This window comes from Brachybacterium huguangmaarense, assembly GCF_025725725.1.
Classification (GTDB): domain Bacteria; phylum Actinomycetota; class Actinomycetes; order Actinomycetales; family Dermabacteraceae; genus Brachybacterium; species Brachybacterium huguangmaarense.
The window spans coordinates 3,166,370-3,186,428 of the sequence record NZ_CP107020.1; the positions used below are offsets into that span (position 1 = coordinate 3,166,370).

The following is a 20,059-nucleotide window of genomic DNA, read 5'->3' on the forward strand; positions in this document are numbered from 1 at the left end:
TCGCGCGGCGCCGACGCGGGGGTGTGCACGACCTTCTTCACGGCCAGAGGACCTCGGTTCCGCTCGAGGAGAGCGAGATCATCGCCTCCAGGACTGCCGGCGACGTGAGGTTCTCTCCGAGCCGGTTGGGTTTGCCGCGGCCATGGTAGTCGCTGCCCCCGGTGGTCAGGAGCCCGTGAGCGCGCGCGAAGGCGGCCAGGCGGCGGCGCTCGGACTCGCCGTGCTCGCGGTGGTCGACCTCGACGCCGGCGAGGCCCGCCGCGGCCATCGACTCGAGCAGCTCCATCGGCACGGCCGCGCCGCGGCTCCCGGAGGCCGGGTGCGCCGCGACGGCCACGCCGCCGCTGTCCCGGATGGCGGCGACCGCGACCTCGGGCGAGGGCGCGTAGTGGCCCACGTAGTAGGGGGAGCTGGGGGCGAGCATGCTCGCGAACGCCTCGTGGCGGTCGGCGACGACGCCCGCCGCGACGAGGGCGTCGGCGATGTGGGGGCGCCCCACCGTCGTGGCCTCCCCCGCCACCTGCTCGGCGACGAGCTCCCACGTGACCGGGAAGTCGGCCGACAGCCTCTCGACCATCGCCCGGGCGCGAGTGCGCCGCGAGTCGCGTGCCCGCAGGATCTCGTGGGCCAGGGCGGTGTCGGGCGACGGGTCGGGCAGGAGCGCGAGCACGTGCACGCTCGAGTGCCCGTACTCGGTCGAGACCTCGATGCCGGGGACGACGGCCACCCCGTGGCAGCGCACGGCCTCGGGCGCCTCGGCCCACCCGGCGATCGTGTCGTGGTCGGTCAGGCCGATCGCGTCGAGCCCCGCCTCGCGGGCCCGCCGGACGAGCTCGTCGACCCCGCACGTGCCGTCCGAGAAGGTCGTGTGCGTGTGCAGATCGATGCGATCGTCGGGCCCGGGGCGCATGGGGCCAGGGTACGTCGGGCGCCTCCGCCGCGAGCCGGTCCGAGCGTCCCGCCTCCCACGACGGATGTGAAACGATCCGAGGGTGAGCGAGAACGAGAACACCCCGCAGACCAGCACCGAGAACACGCCCGCCGACGCCGCGGCGCCCGGCGGCACGAGCCGTCCCGCCGAGGGCCCCACGCCGGAGGAGCTCGCGGCCCGCGGCGACTCGCGCTCGCAGCGCCCCACCAACGCCGCCTTCCGCGCGTTCATCGGCTCCGGCTGGGACGACACCGTCCCGCCGCCCGAGCGCCGCGAGGTCGCGGACTTCACGCCGGCCCGCCGCGACGCCCTCGTGCGAGCGGTGCCCGCGACCCGCCTCGTGCTGCCCGCGGGCGTGCTCAAGGCCCGCAGCAACGACACCGACTATCCCTTCCGGCCCGACACGGCCTACGCCTACTACAGCGGGCTGGGCACCGACGAGGAGCCCGACAGCGTGCTCGTCGTCGAGCCCTCCGCCGACGATCCCGCGCGCGCCGAGGCGACGTACTTCTTCCGGCCCCGCGCGGGCTTCGACTCGACCGAGTTCTACGCCGACGCCACCTACGGCGAGCTGTGGGTGGGCCGCCGTCCCACGCTCGAGGAGACCGCGACCCGGATCGGCATCCCCACGCGCCACATCGACGAGCTGCGCGACGCCCTCGCCAAGGACGTCGGCGATCAGCTCTCCCTCGTCGCCATGCCGGGCGTCGACGCGTCCGTCGAGGCGCTCGTCGCCGAGATCCGCGATCAGAACGGCCTGCCCGGCGGCGACGGCGCGACGCGCGAGGCCGACCGCTTCGCCGAGGTCGCCTCCGAGCAGCGCCTCGTCAAGGACGGCTTCGAGGTCGCGCAGATGCGCGAGGCGGTCGCCGCGACCATCCGCGGCTTCGAGGACGTCGTGCGCCACCTCCCCGAGGCGGTCGCGCACGAGCGCGGCGAGCGCGTCATCGAGGGCACCTTCAACGCCGTCGCCCGGCGCGAGGGCAACGCCGTGGGCTACGAGACGATCGCCGCGAGCGGCCACCACGCCGGCACCCTGCACTGGATCCGCAACGACGGACCGGTCCGGGAGCAGGATCTCGTGCTGATCGACGCGGGCGTCGAGATCGACTCCCTCTACACGGCCGACATCACGCGCACGCTCCCGGTGTCGGGGCGCTTCTCGACCGCGCAGCGCCGCGTGTACGACGCGGTGCTCGCCGCCTCCGACGCCGCCTTCGCCGCGGCGCGGCCCGGCGCCCTGTTCCGCGACGTCCACGCGGCCGCGATGGAGGTCATCGCCGCGACCCTCGAGGAGCTCGGGCTGCTGCCCGGGACGGCCGCCGAGTCCCTCGCGCCCGAGGGCCAGTTCCACCGCCGCTGGATGGTCCACGGCACGAGCCACCATCTCGGCATGGACGTGCACGACTGCGCGAAGGCCCGCCGCGAGATGTACCTCGACGCCGAGCTCGTGCCCGGCATGGTCTTCACGATCGAGCCGGGGCTCTACTTCCAGGCGACCGACACGCTCGTGCCCGAGGAGGTGCGCGGCATCGCCGTGCGCATCGAGGACGACGTGCTCGTCACCGCCGACGGCGTCGAGAACCTCTCGCGCGCCCTGCCGCGCACCGCCGAGGACGTCGAGGCCTGGATGGCGTCCCTGCGCTGACGCTCCTCGACCGCCCGGTCCGTGCCCGGCGCCCCGTGGGGCGTCGGGCACATGTGCGCTCCCAGCCGATGACGTGGCCGGCGTGCGCACTACCCTGGAAGGCGTGAGTGCAACGAACCGCTTCTATGCCGCGCGCCTGGTCGGGACCACCGTCTTCGACCCGGTCCGCGAGCCCGTGGGCCGGGTGCGCGACGTGGTCGTGCTCCCGGGCGCCCGGGGCGCCCGCGCCGTCGGCTTCGTCGTCGAGGTCCCCGGCAAGAAGCGCGTGTTCCTGCCCGTCACGCGCGTCACCTCGATCTCGCTGGGCCAGGTCATCATGTCCGGCGTGCTCAACGTGCGCCGCTTCGAGAAGCGCAGCGCCGAGCAGCTCGTGATCGGCGACCTGCTGGACCGCGTCGTCACGCTCGTCGACGGCTCCGGCGAGGCGACCGTCGAGGACGTGGGCCTCGACCAGAACCGCCACGGGGACTGGGAGATCGCCAAGCTCCACGTGCGCCGCCGCAAGCGGGGCGGCTCCCTGTCCAAGCTCGTGTCCGGGCGCGGCGAGTCCCTGACCGTCTCCCCGTCCGAGGTCACGGGCCTGTTCGGCACGCAGGCCGAGCAGTCGGCCGCGCTCCTGCTGGCCTCGTACGAGGATCTCAACGCCGCCGATCTCGGCGACATCTTCCAGGAGATCGACGCCAAACGCCGCGTCGAGCTCGCGGGCGAGCTCTCGGACGACCGTCTCGCCGACGTGCTCGAGGAGCTGCCCGAGGACACGCGCGTCGAGGTGGTCACGAACCTCGAGGCCTCCCGCGCCGCCGACGTGCTCGAGGTCATGGACCCCGACGACGCCGCGGACCTCGTCCAGGAGCTGCCCGAGGGCGTGGCCCAGCAGCTGCTGGGGCTCATGGAGCCCGAGGAGGCCGAGGACGTGCGGCGCCTGATGGCGTACGACGAGTACACCGCGGGCGGCATGATGACGACCGAGCCGCTCGTGGTGTCCCCGGAGACGCCCGTGGCGCACTGTCTGGCCATGATCAGCCGCGAGGAGCTGTCCCCCGCGCACGCCTCGACCGTGCACGTGTGCCGGTCGCCGCTCGAGACGCCGACGGGCCGGATGCTCGGCATCGTGCACTTCCAGCACCTGCTGCGCGAGCGGCCCGACCGTCCCGTGGGCGAGATCGTCGACTCGGACCGCCATGTCGTCGGCCCGGGCGCGATGCTCTCCGAGGTGACGCGCGAGATGGCGACCTACAACCTGGTCTCGATCCCCGTGTGCGACGACGAGGGCCGATTGCTCGGGGCCGTGACCGTGGACGACGTGCTCGACCACATGCTCCCCGAGGACTGGCGCGAGCAGGACGAGCCGACGACCGTGACGGGACAGATCGATCTCTCGGAGATCGCCCGCCAGATGAAGACCAGCGATCAGAAGGGGTGACAGATGGCCGAGAACACGAAGGCGAGCCGCCGACGCGATCCCAAGCCGAGCTCCACCCTCGACGATCCGGCACCCCGTCGCCGCAAGGTGATCAGGAACCCCATCAGCGGTGACGCCTTCGGGCGCGGCGCCGAGGCGTTCGCCCGTTTCATGGGGACCCCGCTGTTCCTGGTGGGGATGACGATCTTCTGCGCCGTGTGGCTGATCTGGAACTCCGTCATGCCCGAGAGCGTCCAGTTCGACCCGCGCGCCCTCAACTTCACGCTGCTCACCTTGATCCTGTCGCTCCAGGCGTCCTACGCCGCGCCCCTGCTGCTACTGTCGGACAACCGCCAGGCCGATCGCGACCGCGTGCAGGCCGAGCAGGACCGCCAGTCCAACGACCGCAACCACGCCACGACCGACTTCATCACCCGCGAGATCGCCTCGCTGCGCCTCGCGCTCAACGACATGGCCACCCGCGACTTCGTGCGCGGCGAGCTGCGCGACCTGCTCGAGGAGCTCGAGGAGACGCGCGGCGAGGCCGTCGACGAGGCCGGGAGCGTGCTCGAGCGCCCCGCGCCGCTGCCGGAGCGCGAGGACCTGCGCCGGATGCTGCACGAGGAGCTCGCCTCCGTGCTCGCCGAGCGGGACGCCGCACGCGTCGGCGCCCTGCCGGCCTCCCCCACCGACCCCACCATGGATGCGAGGAGCTGACGACAGATGGCAGATCTCGTCGAGCAGATCACCGAGGCGCTGGGCCGCGTGATCGACCCGGAGATCCACCAGCCCATCACCGACCTGGGCATGGTCGACTCCGTGACCGTCGACGCCGAGGGCGTCGCCCGCATCCGCGTGCTGCTGACCATCGAGGGCTGCCCCATGCGCGGCCGCATCGAGCAGGACACCGCCGAGGCCGCGGCGACGGTCCCGGGCCTGACCGAGGTGCAGGTGGACACGGCCGCCATGAGCGAGGAGCAGCGCCGCGACCTCACCCGGCGCCTGCGCGAGAACCGCCGCGCCATCCCCTTCAACGACCCCGGCTCGCTCACGCGCGTCATCGCGGTCTCCTCCGGCAAGGGCGGCGTGGGCAAGTCGTCGGTCACCGCGAACCTCGCGGCCGCGATGGCGCTCGACGGCCTGCGCGTCGGCGTGCTCGACGCGGACATCCACGGCTTCTCCATGACGGGCATGTTCGGCATCACCGACAAGCCCACCAAGGTCGGCGACCTGCTCATGCCGCCCGAGGGCCACGGGGTCAAGGTCATGAGCATCGGCATGTTCGTGCCGCCGGGCCAGGCGGTCGTGTGGCGCGGGCCCAAGATGCACCGCGCGATCGAGCAGTTCGCCTCCGACGTCTACTGGGGCGACCTCGACGTGCTGCTGCTGGACCTGCCGCCCGGCACCGGGGACGTCGCGATCTCCGTGGCCCAGCTGCTGCCGCGTGCCGAGATGCTCGTGGTCACGACCCCCCAGTCCTCGGCCGCGACCGTGGCCGAGCGCGTCGGCTCCCTCGCCGAGGCGGTCGAGCAGGACGTCGTGGGCGTCGTGGAGAACATGAGCTGGATGGACCTGCCCGACGGCTCGCGCATGGAGGTCTTCGGATCCGGGGGCGGTCGGCACGTGGCCGCCGCGATGGCGGGCCACGTGCGCCATCCGGTGCCCGTGCTCGGTCAGATCCCGCTCGACGTGCGGCTGCGGGAGGGCGCCGACACCGGCTCCCCGGTCGTGGTGTCGGACCCGGCCTCGACGGCCGCCCAGGAGCTGCGCCGCATCGCGCGCGAGCTCGGGCACCGTCCGCGCGGCCTGGCGGGCCGGAAGCTCTCGCTCAGCGTGCGCTGATCAGGTCGCCTCGTCGTCGAAGGGGGCGCGTCCGGACCGGGCGTCCGCGACGTCCGTCGAGGCCGAGGAGCTCCGGGAGCCGGAGCCCTTGGCGGCCTCGCCGACGGCGGCGACGCCCGCCGCGCTCGAGCCCACGAGGGCCGAGGTGTCCTTGACGAGATCGTCGATCGGCGAGGTGTCGCCCCACGCGTCGCGGATGATGCGCCGCGGGTCGTACTGACGGGGGTCGTACTTCTTGAGGTCGTCGACCGCGATCCCCATCTCGTTCTCGACGCTCTCGCGGGACTCGTCGACCCACTGGCGGGCACGGCGGACCATGCGCACGATGTTGCGCGTGTACTCGGGCAGGCGCTGCGGTCCGACGATGAGGACGAAGACCAGCAGCAGGATGATGAACTCCCAGCCACCGATCCCGAAAAACGAGCCCGAACCCACCGCGACACCTGACCTTGTCCTTGACGACGGCCGCCATTATGGCAGAGCAGACCGGGAGGATGGTCGGAGGATCGCGGCGGGCGGGCGGCGGCCCGCCGGCCGTCGCCGCCGCGGCCCGCAGCCCGCCCGCCGGTGCCGATGGCGGTCTCCCGTCCCGCCTGACGTACCCTGGTCACGGCACGGTCACGACCCACGGTCGGCCCGGCCACGTCCTCGCGCATCCGCTCTCCTGCACGGCGGATCCGCCCCTGGCGCCGCGCGCGCCCCGTCCCGGGAGGTCTCGGAGCTCATGCCGTCTGGAAAGGTCGCCAGCTGGGCGTTCTGCGAGGAGTTCGTGCCGGAGTCGTCCCTGTTCCCCGACGAGTCGGTGATCGACCGCGCCCGGGAGCGGGCGAGCGAGCTCGGCGCGCCGCCCGTGCTGCCGGGGGCCGGCCAGATGCTGCGCCTGCTCGCGGCGGCCGTCGACGCCCGCTCGGCCGTCGAGATCGGCACCGGCGCCGGCATCGGCTCGCTCTACCTGCTGTCGGGCATGAACGAGGCGGGTGTGCTGACGACGATCGACCCCGAGGTCGAGAACCAGCGTGCCGCCCGCGAGTCCTTCACGGAGGCCGGCATCCGCTCGGCGCGGGCCCGCACGATCGCCGGTTCCCCGCGCGAGGTGGTCGGCCGCCTGACGGACCACGCCTACGACCTCGTCTGCTTCCCCGCCGAGACGCCCCACGCCCTCGACCTGCTCGAGCACGCCGAGCGGCTCCTGCGCCCGGGCGGCGTGCTCGTGATCACCAACGCCCTGTTCCACGACCGGGTGGCCGATCCGACCGCGCGCGACTCCGCGACCGCCCAGGTGCGTGCCGTGCTGCACGCCGTCCAGGACTCCGCGGCGCTGCGCGCGGCGCTGGTCCCGAGCGGCGACGGGGTGCTCGCGGCCGTCCGCCGCTGACCGTACGACGACGGGGGCCGACCGAGCATCAGCTCAATCGGCCCCCGTCGTCCTCGGTGAGGAGCGTCAGTCCTTGATGACGCCGCCGAGCGCCTCGCGCAGCTCCGCGGCCTCGTCGGCCGTGATCTCGACGACCAGACGGCCGCCGCCCTCGAGCGGCACACGCATGATGATGCTGCGGCCCTCCTCGACGACCTCGAGGGGCCCGTCTCCCGTACGTGGCTTCATTGCGGCCATCGGCCTGCCTCCTGAATCGGATGGTGCGTCGGCGGGGCCCGCGCCGGGTCCCGGCACGCTCCCGCTCGACGAGTCGGTCGCCTCTAGTATCTCAGGTTCTGGGAGTGCTTCGTCACACGACGGGATTGTCGCGCGCGGTCGCGCCCTCCGCGCCGGCCCGCGCGTCCTCGTCATCGCCCGACTCGTCCGGTTCGTCGGGACCGTCCTCGGTCGCGGGCGGCGGCGCGTCGGCGGTGTCCTCCGGGGCCGTCCCGGCGTCGGCCTGCTCGCGCTCGCGGGCCTCGCGCCGGCGCCGGCGCAGCACCCACCAGGGGCTGGGCGGCGGCTCCATCGACATGGGCACGCGGCCGACGGCGCCGAGCACCATCACGACGCCCACCGCGACCGCGAGCAGCAGCAGGACGACGACGCCCGGGCCCACCGAGGTCATGCGCGCGCGGCCCGGATCACGTCGATGACCTCGTCGGCCGTGTCGACCACCTGGATCAGGTCGAGGTCGCCCGGGGAGATCGTGCCGTAGTCGGCGACCGTCGTGCGGATCCAGTCGAGCAGGCCGCGCCAGTAGCCCGAGTCCACGAGGATCAGCGGGAACTTCGTGATCTTGTGGGTCTGGATCAGGCACAGCGCCTCGAACATCTCGTCGAAGGTGCCGAAGCCGCCGGGCATCACGACGAAGCCGCTCGAGTACTTCACGAACACGGTCTTGCGGGCGAAGAAGTAGCGGAAGTCGACACCGAGGTCGACCCATTCGTTCATGCCCTGCTCGAAGGGCAGCTCGATCCCGAGGCCGACCGAGACGCCGCCGGCCTCCTTGGCGCCCTTGTTGCCGGCCTCCATGATGCCGGGCCCGCCGCCGGTGATGACGGCGAAGCCGAGCTCGGCGAGGCGCCCGCCGATCTCCTCGGCGCGGGCGTAGTTGGGGTCCTCGCGCGCGGTGCGGGCGGAACCGAAGATCGAGATCGCGGGGCCGAGCTCGGCGAGCGCCCCGAACCCCTCGACGAACTCCGCCTGGATGCGCAGCACGCGCCACGGATCGGCGTGCAGCCAGTCGGCCGGTCCGTCGCTCTCGAGCAGGCGCTGGTCCGTCGTGCGGGTCGGGCGCTGGGAGCCGCGCAGACGCACGGGCCCTCGGCGGTAGTCGCGCTCCTCCTCGTCGACGGCGTGCAGCCCGGGGCCCTCCGCGGGGCGGAGGCGAGGGGCGGGCACGGGGCGCTCGGCGTCGTGGGCTGTGCTCATGGCGCCGAGACTATCGCGCACGGCGCGTCGTGCCTGGGCGCGGGCTCGTCGCGCCCGGCTCAGGGGCGTTCGGCCGACGGCAGGTCCACCTCGAGCCAGCTCGCGAGCGCGGCCAGGGCGGCGCGGAGGTCGGCGACGGGCACGTGCTCGTCGTCGGTGTGGGCCAACAGCGGATCGCCCGGGCCGAAGTTCACGGCGGGCACGCCGAGGGCGCTGAAGCGGGCCACGTCGGTCCATCCCTGCTTGGCGTCGACGCGCACGTCGTCGCCGAGGGCGGCGAGGAAGGCGCGCGCCGGGGCGGAGTCCAGGCCGGGCAGGGCGCCCGCGGCGGCGTCGGACACCTCGATCTCCAGGTCGAGACCGGCCAGCAGCTCGCGCACGTGCGCCTCGGCCTGCTCCGGGCTCGTGTCCGGGGCGAAGCGGTAGTTCAGGGTGAGGTGGGCGCGGTCGGGGATGACGTTGCCGGCCACGCCGCCGTCGGCGAGCACCGCGTTGAGGCACTCGCGGTACTCCAGGCCGTCGATCACGGCACGACGCCCCTCGTAGTCGGCAAGGCGCTGCAGCACCGGGGCGAGGCGGTGGATCGCGTTGTCGCCCACCCAGTCGCGTGCCGAGTGCGCGGCCACGCCCCGCGCCGTCACCTCGAGCTTCATGGTGCCCTTGCAGCCGCCCTCGACGCCCGCGGAGGTGGGCTCGCCGAGGATCGCGAAGTCGCCGGCGAGGTGCTCGGGGTGCTCGCGCGCGATGCGGGTGAGGGAGTTGTCGGCCGCGGCCACCTCCTCGTGGTCGTAGAAGATCCAGGTCAGATCCACGGGCGGCGCCGTCGCCAACACGGCGAGCTGCAGCAGCACGGCGACCCCGCCCTTCATGTCGCACGTGCCGCGCCCGACGAGCTCCTCGACGCCGTCGCGCACGCGTCGGCTCGACGGCAGGTTGTCGGCGACGGGCACGGTGTCGAGGTGGCCCGCGAGGATCGCGCGCTGGACCCTGCCGAGCGCGGTCCGGGCGATCACGGTGTCGCCGTCGCGCACCACCGTCAGGTGGGGGGCGTGGGCACGCAGGGCGTCCTCGACGGCGTCGGCGAGCGCCCGCTCATGGCCCGACACGGACTCGATGTCGACGATCGCGGCGGTCAGATCCACGATGTCGGCGAGCGGGTCGAGCACGGGGCGGACGGGGGACGCGGGGCGGGGAGTGTCGGTCACGCCCCCATCGTGCCACCGTCACCAGCGGGCGCGCGTGGTCTCCGTGGGGCCGTCGAGCTCCGTGAACCCGGCATCGGTGATGGACACCGGGCGCCCGCCCTCGGCCCAGGTGGCGGCATCGGGGCGGGTCACACGGACCGCGAAGCCCTGGGCCCGCCAGGCGTCGCGCACCGCGGCGGGCACGAGATCGAAGGCGCGCTGGGCGGCGTGCGCGACCTGGGCGACGAGCTTGCCGCTCGTGATCTCGATCAGGGGGCTGACCTCGATCGTCACGAGGGCGTCGCGGCAGCGGCCCTCCTCGGCCCGCTCGAAGGTCGTGCCGCCCACCTGCAGCTTGTCGAGGGCGTGCGGCAGCGGCCGCACAGGGGCGGGCGGGAAGGCGCGGGCAGCGGCCGGGCCGGCGATCAGGCGGTCGGCCTCGATCGTCGCGGTGAGGCCGGGGAGCTCCTGGACGTCGCTCCAGCGCTTGCCGTCGGCACGCCGCACGAGCTTGCGGATCCTGCCGTGACGGGTCCACCGGGTCACGGCGTCGTGCCAGGGGCCGCCGGGCGCCGCGCGCTCGTCGTCCAGCAGGCCGACGACGGCGCGGGCGGCGGCCGCGGCGACGTCGACATCGGCGGCGAGGTCCTTCTTGTCGCGCAGCACGACGATCTGCATCGCCCACGGCACGTCCTCGGCCTCGGCGTCCTCGGGCACCGCGGTGCCCGGCGCGGCGTCCGCCCCGCCACGGGCCGCGGCGGCGGCGAGCGCACGGGACGCCGCCGTCTCCGGGGAGGGCAGGGCGTCGGCGTCGAGGGCTCCGGCGTGCCGGGCCAGGGCGATCGCGGTGTGCTCGGCGTAGCGCAGCAGCTGCGGCGAGGTGCCGGGCTCGGCGGTGATGGCGCTGCCCGGCTGGGCGGCGGAGACCGGCACCCCGACCAGCAGGCGCCGCGGGTAGCGGGTGCGGTCGGCGCCGATCAGGGTCCCGTCGCTCGTCACGTCGATGCTGCCGGTGACGAGCGGCTCGTCGCCGTGGGCGGAGGGCAGGATGGCCGGCTCGACCTCGCCCCGCGCACGCCATGCCCGGATGAGCGGGCTCGTGTAGCGCTCGAGGTCGACGCCGGGCAGGTGCGCCTCGAGCACGGCGTCGCAGCGGTAGGTGGGCCCCTCCCCCGCGTGCACCGTGAAGCGCCGGGCGGACTCGTCGAAGCCGAGGGCGAAGCCGGGGCCGGTGAAGACCAGCAGCCCGGCCTCCTCGAGGGCGAGCGCCTGCCGCGCGCGCAGCAGCGGCGGCCCGGAGGCCCACGAGGCGAACGCGTTCTTGAGGAAGCCGTCGATGTCGCGCGTGTAGCTGCCGGTCGTGAAGGCGCCGCGGTCGGCGAGGGCGTTGATCCGGATCCGCAGCGCGGTGAGCACCTCGAACACGAGCACCCAGGCGGGGTCCGGATCGCCCGCGGCGGCGACGGCCTCGCGCAGGATCGCGCGGGTGCGGCGGTGGGCGTCGTCGATCGCGACGGACTTGCGTCCGAGCGGGAACAGCAGCCGCATGATCGCCGCCTCGTCGGTCAGCGCGGTGAAGCCCGCCCGCCCCAGGGCGTCCGAGAGCTCCGCGACGAGCAGCGGCAGGGTGTCGCGCTCGTGCTCGAGACCGCCGGGACGGCGCGCGAGCTCGTCGACGACGGCGTCCGTGAGCACGCGCGGCTCGTAGACGGCGGGCATGGCGGGGCGCAGGTCGGGCTTGGGGCGGTACACCATGCCGGTGCGGGAGCCGACGACGAGCTGCGGCTCGCGGCCTCCGGCGACGTAGCGCAGGCCAGACGGCGCCGAGGGGTCGTCGTCGAAGCGCCCGCCCGCGACCTCGGTCAGCATGCCGATCGCGTCGTAGAAGTTCAGCCCCATGCCCTGCACCGCGACCCGCTCGCGCCCGAGCAGGGCGGCGTAGTCGACCTCGAGGGGGTTGGCCGAGGGCAGGTGCACGAGACCGTGGCGCGCGGCGAGGTCGGCCGCGCGGTGCGAGCGCGGGGAGGGCCCGGTGGCGAGGTGCCCGAGCGCGAGCGCCACGGCGTCCACGTCGATGCTCTCGCCCGAGGCCAGATGCACGGTCTGCGGGCCGTCGGGGGCGCCCGTGACGTCGACGGCGGTCACGGCGTGCCGGATGATCGTGAGGCGGCCTCCGCTCGCGGCGGCATCGCGCTCGGCCTGGTCGAGCACGGCCGTCAGGTAGCGGCCGTGGGCGGCACGCGGGGCGATGTCGGCGGGCGCGTAGCCCTCGGTGGAGAGGAAGTCGGCGAGAGTCCGCCGATGCCCCACGGGCAGGCACGGCGTGCACGAGGGGTCCGGGTACATCGTGGTCTGGCAGGTGGCCGTGTTCATGAGCAGCACGGGGCTCTGGTCGGCGCGCCAGACCGCTCCCCCGCGGCCGACGTCGGGATCGACGAGGTGCAGCTCGAGGCCGCCCTGCCAGGCGTCGGTGCCCGCCGCGGCGCTCAGACGCTCGGTGATCGCGATGCCGCGGGGTCCCGCTCCCACGACCGCGACCCGGCGGAGCGGCGACGGGGAGGCGGGCACGGCGGGAAGGGGGCGATCGTCGTTCATCCCCCCAGTATCAGGGCGTCGGCGCGGTCGTGCGGCGCCCCGAGCGTCCCGCCACGAGCACGATCACGCCGAGCAGGGCCCAGATCGCCCCCACCACGAGGGCCACGCCCGTCGAGTTGACGAGCACGGTCACGAGCACCGCGATGCCGAGGATCGGCACCACGAGGTGGCGGATCGGGCGCACGGGCCCGTCGCGGTGGCGGACCACGGCGTACGCGATGACGCTCACGTGCACGAGCACGAAGCCGACGAGGGCGCCGACGTCGACGATCGAGACGACGTGGTCGAGCCCGTCCGGACGCGAGGCGGCCCACAGCGACACGACGACGTTGCCGGCGGCCGCGACGAGGGTGCCCACGAGCGGCGCCCCGGTGCGCGGAGAGACGCGCGAGAAGAAGCGCGGCAGGGAGCCCGAGCGGCCCATGTCCATCAGGACGCGGGAGCCGGCGGCCTGGCCGACGAGCGCGGAGAACGCGGCGCCGACGGCCTTGGCCAGCGCCAGCAGCCAGTGCAGGACGGGGGAGATCGACTGGTCGACCATCGTGTAGTAGGCGGCGCCCTGCTCCTCGGGGTGCGCCTGCAGCTCGGCCGTCGTGAGCGGGCTCAGCAGGGCGCCGATGTAGGTCTGCGCCATGAACAGGACGCCGGCGACGACGAGGCAGACGACGGTCGCGCGGCCGATGACGCTCGCGGGCCCGCGGGTCTCCTCGGCGAAGGTCGCGAGCGCGTCGAAGCCGAGGTAGGACAGCACGGCGACGGCGACCGCGCCGAGGATCAGATGCGGATGCAGCCCTGCGCTGCCCCCGGTGAACGGGTCGAGCCAGCCGCGCACGGGCCCGTGCTGGACGAGCACCACGACGCCGACGACGAGCACGACGAGCAGGACCGCGACCTCGACGAGCACGACCACCATCGAGACGCGCGAGGTCACCCGCACCCCCGAGAGGTTGAGGGCGGTCGTGAGCACGACGGCCACGGCGACGAAGACCCAGACCGGGACGGAGGGGAACAGGGAGTTCAGGGCGATGCCGGTGAACAGGTACGCGACGGAGGGGATCAGGATGTAGTCGAGCAGGACCATCCAGCCGGCCATGTGGCCGGTGCGCCGCCCGATCGCCTCGGACGCGTACGCGAACACCGAGCCCGCGCGCGGCACGACGCGGGACATGACGGCGTAGCTCGAGGCCGTCAGCGCCATGGCGAGGGTCGCGACGAGGTAGACGACGGGCACCACGCCGCCGGACTTGGCGTCGAGCGTGCCCCACACGCCGACCGCGGCGGCGGGCCCGATGAACACGAGCCCGTAGGCGATCAGCTGGCCGAAGGAGATCTCCCGGCGCAGCTCGGTGGGCCCGCTCGGATCGTCGACGGCGGGGCGGGAGGAGGCGGTGCTGCTCATGACGGATGATTATGCCCCCGATAAGAGGAGCCGAGCGCCGTGTGTGACGGTCCCGTCACGGGGCGGCGAGCCCTCGGCTACCTCAGGAGGTCGAGGTACTGCGTGCGGGCGCGCATCGCATGAATGATCTCCTCGGTACCGTCATCCCAGACCAGGACCACCAGCTCAAGGAGCCGTGCGTGCTGATCGAAGCCCAGACGGAACTCCCGTTGCGGATCCTCCTCGTCCAGGGGCGCGAGATACACGCTGCGCGAGGCCGCATGGATGGACTCGTGAGCCGCGATGCCGTGCTTGAGGGCCGAAGGCCGCACCTTCACGTCGTGGCCCATTCACGGACAGCGCGCCGGATGGCCTCGGACCGATTCAGATGCTCGCGGTCGGCACGTCGCATCAGCACGGCGAGCTCATCGCCGGTGAACCTCACCGGCACGACCTGGGAGGCAGCGGAACCTCGAGTCGGACGGCCCCGCTTGCGAAGCTCCTGGACGTCGTAGCCGTCCTCCGCCTCGGCGACCCACTGATCGACCTGCTCTTCGCTGACCTCACGGCCCTTCATCGTCCTCATGAGGTAATCGTATTACGTAACGGCCGCAGCGGCGACCCCCCTCTCCTCCTGGTCCCGTCGGCGCAGATCACGTCACCTCCCCCGCGCCCGGACGGCGTGCTGTCCGTAGAATCGTGCGCATGACGACGCCTGCCGCCTCCGCTTCCGCCGCCCCCGCCGAGCTGACCCACGCCTGGGGCATCGGCCTGGCCACCCTGACCGACGACGGCACCGTGCTCGACACCTGGTACCCGGCACCGCAGCTCGGTCGTGCGCCCGAGGAGCCCAGCGCCGAGGAGCTCCACGGCCGCCTCGAGCAGGCCGCCCACGAGGATCCCGTGCGCGGCACCCGTCAGGAGGTCGTCGTGACCGCGACCGTGCTCGAGGCCGCCCCCGCCGGCCCCGCGGACGCCTACCTGCGGCTGCACCTGCTGTCCCACCGCCTCGTGCGGCCCAACGAGCAGAACCTCGACGGCATCTTCGGCCAGCTCACCAACGTGGTGTGGACGTCGGAGGGCCCGTGCGCGGTCGCCGGCTTCGAGGAGACGCGCCTGCGCCTGATCGCGGCCGGCCGCACGCCCACCGTCTTCTCGATCGACAAGTTCCCGCGCATGGTCGACTACGTGCTGCCCACCGGGGTGCGGATCGGCGACGCCGACCGCGTGCGCCTGGGCGCCCACCTTGCCGAGGGCACGACCGTGATGCACGAGGGCTTCGTGAACTTCAACGCCGGCACGCTCGGCACCTCGATGATCGAGGGCCGCGTCTCCCAGGGCGTGGTCGTGGGCGACGGCTCCGACGTGGGCGGCGGCGCCTCCACGATGGGCACCCTCTCCGGCGGCGGCACCGAGCGCGTCCGCATCGGCGAGCGCTCCCTGGTCGGCGCGGAGGCGGGCATCGGCATCGCGCTCGGGGACGACTGCGTGGTCGAGGCGGGCCTCTACCTGACGGCGGGCACCAAGGTCACGATCGTCGACCCCCGCGGCACCGACAAGGACGGCCAGGTCGTCAAGGCGCGCGAGCTGTCCGGCGCCTCCCATCTGCTGTTCCGCCGCAACTCGGTCAGCGGTCGGGTCGAGGTCGTCGCACGCGAGGGCAGGACCGTCGAGCTGAACGACGCCCTGCACGCGAACTGAGCCGATGCCCTCGCGCCGCGCCACCTCGAAGCGCTCCGGCAGCCGCCACCTCCTGATCCCGCTCGTCATGATCGCGATCTTCGCGTTCATCGCGGGCGGCGCGTACGTGGCGCTCTCGGGCTACGGCGCGGCCCAGCGCAGCGGCACCTGCACCGCCTCGGGACTCGGCACGGACCATCGCTATTCGACGGAGCAGGCGGCCAACGCCGCCCTCATCAGCGCGGTGGCCGTCGACCGCTCCCTGCCGCCGCGGGCGGCCTCGATCGCGCTCGCGACCGCCTATCAGGAGTCGAAGCTTCAGAACATCGACCACGGCGACCGGGACTCCCTGGGCCTGTTCCAGCAGCGCCCGTCGCAGGACTGGGGCACGCCCGAGCAGATCATGGACCCCGTCTACGCGGCCAACGCGTTCTACGACGTGCTCGTGACGATCGACGGCTACCAGAGCATGCCGCTCAACGACGCCGCGCAGCGCGTGCAGCGCTCGGGCTTCCCCGAGGCCTACGCGGATCACGAGACCGAGGGCCGGATCTACGCCTCGGCGCTCACGGGGCACTCCGGCGCGAACCTCGTGTGCGACGTGTCCGCCGCCGACGGGCAGACCTCGCCGCAACCGCTGCAGGACGAGCTCGAGCGGCAGTTCCCTCGCCGCACCGCGGGCGGGAGCATCACGAGCGCCCTGGCCCCGGCGTCCTCGGCGGCCGCCTCCGTGCCGGCGGGCGCCGGCGCGACCGCCCTCGTGATCGACCCCCACGGTGACGAGACGCTCGGCTGGGCGCTCGCGAACTGGGCCGTCGCGCGGGCGGCGGACGACGCCGTCGTGCAGGTCTCCTACGCGGGACGGGTGTGGGAGCGCTCGGGCCGGGAGAACACGACGCCGGGCAGCTGGGGCGCCCAGGCCGGCGGCGACGAGGGCGCGGTCGTGGTGCTCGTCGCCGGAGGCGCCGGCTGAGTCAGTAGGTGCGCAGGCCGCGCGCTGCGAACTGGTCGCGCACGCGCTCGACGACGCGCTTGTCGGGGGCGCTCACGTCGCGTAGCTGATAGTCGAGCCCGAGGGCGTCCCACTTGTCCTGGCCCATGTTGTGGAAGGGCAGGACCTCGACGCGTTCGACAGAATCTGGCCAGCGCTCGACGATGTCGGCCACCCGCTCGACGTTCTCGTAGCCGTCGGACCATCCCGGCACGACCACGAAGCGGATCCAGATCCGGATGCCGAGCCGTTCGAGGCGGTCGCCGAAGTCGATCGTCGGCTGCAGCTCGCGCGTGGTGAGGCGCTTGTAGACGTCGGGGATGCCGGACTTCACGTCGAGCAACACGAGGTCGACGTTCTCGAGGAACTCGTCGGAGGCGTTGGCGCCGAGGAAGCCCGAGGTGTCGAGCGCGGTGTGGATGCCCATGGCCTTGGCACGCTGCAGGAGGTGCTCGACGAACACCGGTTGCATGAGTACCTCGCCGCCGGACAGGGTGATCCCGCCGCCCGTGGCGCGGAAGACGCCGCGGTAGCGCTTCATGCGGGCCACGAGCTCGTCGAGGGTGACGTCGTGGCCGTCCTTCATGAAGAAGGTGTCGGGGTTGTGGCAGTACACGCAGCGCAGCGGGCAGCCGTTGAAGAACACGGTCATGCGGGTGCCGGGGCCGTCGACGGCGGTCACGAGCTCCCAGGAGTGGATCGAGGCGAGGGTCCCCTCGCGGATCGCGGCGAGGCGGTCCGAGCGCTGGAACTCGACCTCCGACATGCCTTCGATGCCGGCGCCCGAACGTCGCTCCGTCGACACGGTCGGAAGGCCGAGGGCGATCTGCTGGGGCATGTGCGGCTCCTGGGGGTCGGCTCCCCCGCGGTGCGGGCGGGGCGAGCGCGGCGCCGGGCAGGAGGCCTGCCCGGCGCCGGTGCGGAGGCCGGGGCGTCGCCCCGGCCGTGGGGGATGGTGCTCAGGCGCCCTCGTGGAAGGTGCGGTCGAGCACGTCGAGCTGCTGCTCACGGGTCAGCTTCACGAAGTTCACGGCGTAGCCGGACACGCGGACCGTGAGGTTCGGGTAGTTCTCCGGATGCTCCATCGCGTCCACCAGGGTGTCCTTGTTCAGGACGTTGATGTTGGCGTGGTAGAGCCCGGAATCCATGTGGTGCTCGGCGCGGCTCGCCTTCATCGAGGCGAGACGCTCATCGAAGGTCTTCGTGGCCATGATGTTCTCCTTGGGTGCGGTGACGGGTGGTGCGGGTCTGCGAGGGACCGGAGGCTCAGGCCTCCTCGTCCTCCTCCATGATGAATCCGGCGTCGAGCACGCCCACGAGGTTCTGGATCTGCTCCTCCTTGGTGCGGCCCAGGCCCTGCGGGGTGATCGTGTTGGTCAGCGAGATGCCGTCGAGGGCGTCGTTGTAGTCGAGCTTGCCGACCGACAGCATCGAGGCGACCATGCCGTGGGAGTCCATCCCGTTCTCAGGGTTGGCGCCCGGTGCGAACGGCGTGCCCTTCTGGTGGCCCGAGGGGAACGAGCCGGTGGCCTTGCCGTACACGACGTTCGAGGTGATCGTCAGCACCGACTGGGTCGGGATCGCGTCGCGGTACATCGGGAAGGACTTGATCTTGTCCATCACGGTGTGCACGATCGTCGCCGCGATGTCGTCGGCGCGGTCGTCGTCGTTGCCGTAGACGGGGAAGTCGCCCTCGGTGATGTAGTCCGTCACGAGACCGGTCTCGTCGCGCACGGGGGTGACGCTCGCGTACTTGATGGCGGCCAGGGAGTCCGCGACGATCGACAGGCCCGCGATGCCGCAGCCCATGGTGCGCACGATGTCGGAGTCGTGCAGCGCCATCTCGATCGACTCGTAGGCATACCTGTCGTGGCTGTAGTGGATGATGTTGAGCGCCTCGACGTAGGTGCCGACCACCCAGTCGAGCATCTCCTCGTACTTCTCCCAGACCTCGTCGAAGTCGAGCGGGCCGTCGCCCGTGATGGGCGTGAACAGTCCCTCCTCGGTCACCTGCTTGCCGCTCATCTCGTCGCGGCCGCCGTTGATGGCGTACAGCAGTGCCTTGGCGGCGTTGACGCGGGCGCCGAAGAACTGCATCTGCTTGCCGACCTTCATCGGGGAGACGCAGCACGCGATCGCGGCGTCGTCGCCCCAGCGGTCCCGGATCTGGGCGTCGGACTCGTACTGCACCGACGAGGTCTCGATCGAGATCGCCGAGCAGAACTCCTTGTAGCCCTCGGGCAGCGCGGGGTCCCAGAAGATCGTGATGTTCGGCTCCGGGGCGGGGCCGAGGTTGCGCAGGGTCTGCAGGAGGCGGAACGAGGTCTTGGTGACCTGGCTGCGGCCGTCCTCGGAGAACCCGGCGTCCGACCAGGTGGCCCAGTAGGGGTCGCCCGAGAAGATCTGGTCGTAGTCGATGGTCCGCAGGAAGCGCACGATGCGCAGCTTGATGACGAGCGCGTCGATCATCTCCTGCGCGTCGGTCTCGGTGATCGCGCCGCTGTCCAGGTCCCTCTCGAAGTACGGGTCGAGGAACGGCGACAGGCGGCCGATGGACATGGCCGCGCCGTCCTGGCTCTTGACCGAGGCGAGATAGCCCATGTAGGTCCACTGGACGGCCTCGCGGGCGGTCGCGGCCGGGCGCCGCAGGTCCAGGCCGTACTCCTCGCCCAGGGTGATGAGCTTCTTGAGCGCCTTGATCTGCTCGGAGTGCTCCTCGCGGTAACGCGCCCAGTGCTCGGAGAAGCCCTGGGCGAGCGTGGCCTCCTTGGCGGCGAGCTTGTCGGCGATGAGCGCGTCGACGCCGTACAGCGCCACACGGCGGTAGTCGCCGATGATGCGGCCGCGCCCGTACGCGTCGGGCAGGCCCGTCACGATGTGCGAGCTGCGGGCGGCGCGGATACGGGGCGTGTAGATGTCGAAGACGGCATCGTTGTGGGTCTTGCGGTACTGCGTGAAGATCTTCTTGATCTCGGGGTTCGGCTCCTTGCCGGCCTCCTTGATCGCGGCCTCGACCATGCGCCAGCCGCCGTTGGGCATCATGGCGCGCTTGAGCGGGACATCGGTCTGCAGGCCGACGATCACGTCGTCGTCCTCGCTGATGTACCCGGCGGGGAACGCGTCGATGTCGGCGGGGGTGTCGGTGTCGACGTCGAAGACGCGGCGACGGCGCTCCTCGGACAGGTAGTTCTTCTCGAGCGTGTCCCACACGCGCAGAGTCTTGGCGGTGGGGCCCGCGAGGAACGACGCGTCACCCTGGTACGGGGTGTAGTTGCGCTGGATGAAGTCGCGGACGTCGACCCCCTCCTGCCAGGGCCCGGCGGCGAAGCCCTCCCAGGCGGGAGTGGGATCGGCGGACTCGGCGGAGACTCGATCTGCGGTCGCTTGCGACATGGGGTTCCTCCTCACGATGGGGGCCGCGGGAGGCCGTGTCGGCGGATCCTCCCGGGCTCTGCATCCAGACTAGGAAGGACCGTGCACCCTGCGCTCGCCGAAGGTCCCGCAGCCCTCGGGACGGGCGTGAGGTCACTCACGTGCCCGGCAGTCCCTCGCTCCCCCGC

General features: G+C 72.7%; 20 protein-coding genes. 7 read left to right on the top strand and 13 right to left on the bottom strand.

The window, feature by feature from the left end:
• Positions 1–37: 37 nt before the first annotated feature.
• Positions 38–910, bottom strand: a complete 873-nt coding sequence (locus BRM3_RS14590) for a PHP domain-containing protein (RefSeq protein ID WP_263594020.1) — start codon at positions 908–910, stop codon at positions 38–40.
• A gap of 82 nt (positions 911–992) precedes the next feature.
• On the opposite strand from BRM3_RS14590, the gene BRM3_RS14595 reads away from it, so the two are divergent.
• From BRM3_RS14595 to BRM3_RS14610, 4 genes are all read left to right on the top strand, one after another.
• Complete coding sequence (locus tag BRM3_RS14595; RefSeq protein WP_263594021.1) at positions 993–2,579, top strand: aminopeptidase P family protein; 1,587 nt, start codon at positions 993–995, stop codon at positions 2,577–2,579.
• Between the two features lie 103 nt (positions 2,580–2,682).
• Complete coding sequence (locus BRM3_RS14600; RefSeq protein WP_263594022.1) at positions 2,683–4,002, top strand: magnesium transporter MgtE N-terminal domain-containing protein; 1,320 nt, start codon at positions 2,683–2,685, stop codon at positions 4,000–4,002.
• 3 nt (positions 4,003–4,005) lie between these two features.
• Positions 4,006–4,698, top strand: coding sequence for a DUF1003 domain-containing protein (locus BRM3_RS14605; RefSeq protein WP_263594023.1), 693 nt, complete (start codon positions 4,006–4,008; stop codon positions 4,696–4,698).
• A gap of 6 nt (positions 4,699–4,704) precedes the next feature.
• A complete protein-coding gene (locus BRM3_RS14610) occupies positions 4,705–5,823 on the top strand; it encodes an Mrp/NBP35 family ATP-binding protein (protein ID WP_263594024.1) in 1,119 nt (372 codons plus the stop codon).
• On the opposite strand, the gene BRM3_RS14615 is transcribed toward BRM3_RS14610, so the two are convergent.
• Positions 5,824–6,258, bottom strand: coding sequence for a twin-arginine translocase TatA/TatE family subunit (locus BRM3_RS14615; protein WP_263594025.1), 435 nt, complete (start codon positions 6,256–6,258; stop codon positions 5,824–5,826).
• A gap of 289 nt (positions 6,259–6,547) precedes the next feature.
• Between BRM3_RS14615 and BRM3_RS14620 the strand changes: the two genes are divergently transcribed.
• Entirely contained in the window at positions 6,548–7,198 is a 651-nt protein-coding gene (locus tag BRM3_RS14620; RefSeq protein WP_263594026.1) for an O-methyltransferase, read from the top strand.
• 66 nt (positions 7,199–7,264) lie between these two features.
• On the opposite strand, the gene BRM3_RS14625 is transcribed toward BRM3_RS14620, so the two are convergent.
• The 8 genes from BRM3_RS14625 to BRM3_RS14660 all read right to left on the bottom strand — a co-directional run bounded on the left by BRM3_RS14625 (position 7,265) and on the right by BRM3_RS14660 (position 14,405).
• Positions 7,265–7,435, bottom strand: coding sequence for a DUF3117 domain-containing protein (locus BRM3_RS14625; protein ID WP_263594027.1), 171 nt, complete (start codon positions 7,433–7,435; stop codon positions 7,265–7,267).
• Between the two features lie 112 nt (positions 7,436–7,547).
• Positions 7,548–7,865, bottom strand: a complete 318-nt coding sequence (locus tag BRM3_RS14630; RefSeq protein ID WP_263594028.1) for a hypothetical protein — start codon at positions 7,863–7,865, stop codon at positions 7,548–7,550.
• Positions 7,862–8,671: an LOG family protein gene (locus tag BRM3_RS14635; RefSeq protein ID WP_263594029.1), complete on the bottom strand. Its 810-nt coding sequence runs from the start codon at positions 8,669–8,671 to the stop codon at positions 7,862–7,864. The genes BRM3_RS14630 and BRM3_RS14635 overlap by 4 nt, the downstream gene beginning before the upstream one ends.
• 59 nt (positions 8,672–8,730) lie before the next feature.
• On the bottom strand, positions 8,731–9,876 hold the full coding sequence (gene dapE / locus BRM3_RS14640) for a succinyl-diaminopimelate desuccinylase (RefSeq protein ID WP_263594030.1): 1,146 nt from the start codon (positions 9,874–9,876) through the stop codon (positions 8,731–8,733).
• 18 nt (positions 9,877–9,894) lie between these two features.
• Positions 9,895–12,450, bottom strand: coding sequence for an FAD/NAD(P)-binding protein (locus BRM3_RS14645; protein ID WP_263594031.1), 2,556 nt, complete (start codon positions 12,448–12,450; stop codon positions 9,895–9,897).
• A gap of 10 nt (positions 12,451–12,460) precedes the next feature.
• The gene (locus BRM3_RS14650) at positions 12,461–13,849 is read right to left on the bottom strand and encodes an APC family permease (protein WP_263594032.1); all 1,389 of its coding nucleotides are present in this window, start codon (positions 13,847–13,849) and stop codon (positions 12,461–12,463) included.
• Positions 13,850–13,926: 77 nt separating this feature from the next.
• Positions 13,927–14,178 carry a hypothetical protein gene (locus tag BRM3_RS14655; RefSeq protein ID WP_318152417.1) on the bottom strand — a complete coding sequence of 84 codons (252 nt, stop codon included), beginning with the start codon at positions 14,176–14,178 and terminating at the stop codon, positions 13,927–13,929.
• A complete protein-coding gene (locus tag BRM3_RS14660) occupies positions 14,163–14,405 on the bottom strand; it encodes a ribbon-helix-helix protein, CopG family (RefSeq protein ID WP_263594033.1) in 243 nt (80 codons plus the stop codon). The genes BRM3_RS14655 and BRM3_RS14660 overlap by 16 nt, the downstream gene beginning before the upstream one ends.
• 128 nt (positions 14,406–14,533) lie before the next feature.
• On the opposite strand from BRM3_RS14660, the gene dapD reads away from it, so the two are divergent.
• Together dapD and BRM3_RS14670 are read left to right on the top strand one after the other, a co-directional pair.
• On the top strand, positions 14,534–15,529 hold the full coding sequence (dapD, locus tag BRM3_RS14665) for a 2,3,4,5-tetrahydropyridine-2,6-dicarboxylate N-succinyltransferase (RefSeq protein WP_263594034.1): 996 nt from the start codon (positions 14,534–14,536) through the stop codon (positions 15,527–15,529).
• A 4-nt stretch (positions 15,530–15,533) separates the two neighbouring features.
• The gene (locus BRM3_RS14670; protein ID WP_263594035.1) at positions 15,534–16,481 is read left to right on the top strand and encodes a hypothetical protein; all 948 of its coding nucleotides are present in this window, start codon (positions 15,534–15,536) and stop codon (positions 16,479–16,481) included.
• Between the two features lies 1 nt (position 16,482).
• On the opposite strand, the gene pflA is transcribed toward BRM3_RS14670, so the two are convergent.
• From pflA to BRM3_RS14685, 3 genes are all read right to left on the bottom strand, one after another.
• On the bottom strand, positions 16,483–17,337 hold the full coding sequence (pflA, locus tag BRM3_RS14675) for a pyruvate formate-lyase-activating protein (RefSeq protein WP_263594036.1): 855 nt from the start codon (positions 17,335–17,337) through the stop codon (positions 16,483–16,485).
• A gap of 121 nt (positions 17,338–17,458) precedes the next feature.
• Positions 17,459–17,710 (bottom strand): autonomous glycyl radical cofactor GrcA2, encoded by a 252-nt coding sequence (gene grcA2 / locus BRM3_RS14680; protein ID WP_263594037.1) that lies wholly within the window; start codon positions 17,708–17,710, stop codon positions 17,459–17,461.
• Between the two features lie 55 nt (positions 17,711–17,765).
• Positions 17,766–19,892 carry a pyruvate formate lyase family protein gene (locus BRM3_RS14685; protein ID WP_263594038.1) on the bottom strand — a complete coding sequence of 709 codons (2,127 nt, stop codon included), beginning with the start codon at positions 19,890–19,892 and terminating at the stop codon, positions 17,766–17,768.
• Positions 19,893–20,059: the final 167 nt, after the last annotated feature.

Bases quoted from the DNA above. Each gene is read 5' to 3' on its own strand.
- BRM3_RS14590 (WP_263594020.1), bottom strand. From the start codon at position 910: ATGCGCCCCGGGCCCGACGATCGCATCGATCTGCACACGCACACGACC.
- BRM3_RS14605 (WP_263594023.1), top strand. From the start codon at position 4,006: ATGGCCGAGAACACGAAGGCGAGCCGCCGACGCGATCCCAAGCCGAGC.
- BRM3_RS14610 (WP_263594024.1), top strand. From the start codon at position 4,705: ATGGCAGATCTCGTCGAGCAGATCACCGAGGCGCTGGGCCGCGTGATC.
- BRM3_RS14620 (WP_263594026.1), top strand. From the start codon at position 6,548: ATGCCGTCTGGAAAGGTCGCCAGCTGGGCGTTCTGCGAGGAGTTCGTG.
- BRM3_RS14625 (WP_263594027.1), bottom strand. From the start codon at position 7,435: ATGGCCGCAATGAAGCCACGTACGGGAGACGGGCCCCTCGAGGTCGTC.
- BRM3_RS14630 (WP_263594028.1), bottom strand. From the start codon at position 7,865: ATGACCTCGGTGGGCCCGGGCGTCGTCGTCCTGCTGCTGCTCGCGGTC.
- BRM3_RS14635 (WP_263594029.1), bottom strand. From the start codon at position 8,671: ATGAGCACAGCCCACGACGCCGAGCGCCCCGTGCCCGCCCCTCGCCTC.
- BRM3_RS14645 (WP_263594031.1), bottom strand. From the start codon at position 12,450: ATGAACGACGATCGCCCCCTTCCCGCCGTGCCCGCCTCCCCGTCGCCG.
- BRM3_RS14650 (WP_263594032.1), bottom strand. From the start codon at position 13,849: ATGAGCAGCACCGCCTCCTCCCGCCCCGCCGTCGACGATCCGAGCGGG.
- BRM3_RS14655 (WP_318152417.1), bottom strand. From the start codon at position 14,178: ATGGGCCACGACGTGAAGGTGCGGCCTTCGGCCCTCAAGCACGGCATC.
- BRM3_RS14660 (WP_263594033.1), bottom strand. From the start codon at position 14,405: ATGAAGGGCCGTGAGGTCAGCGAAGAGCAGGTCGATCAGTGGGTCGCC.
- dapD (WP_263594034.1), top strand. From the start codon at position 14,534: ATGACGACGCCTGCCGCCTCCGCTTCCGCCGCCCCCGCCGAGCTGACC.
- BRM3_RS14670 (WP_263594035.1), top strand. From the start codon at position 15,534: ATGCCCTCGCGCCGCGCCACCTCGAAGCGCTCCGGCAGCCGCCACCTC.
- pflA (WP_263594036.1), bottom strand. From the start codon at position 17,337: ATGCCCCAGCAGATCGCCCTCGGCCTTCCGACCGTGTCGACGGAGCGA.
- grcA2 (WP_263594037.1), bottom strand. From the start codon at position 17,710: ATGGCCACGAAGACCTTCGATGAGCGTCTCGCCTCGATGAAGGCGAGC.
- BRM3_RS14685 (WP_263594038.1), bottom strand. From the start codon at position 19,892: ATGTCGCAAGCGACCGCAGATCGAGTCTCCGCCGAGTCCGCCGATCCC.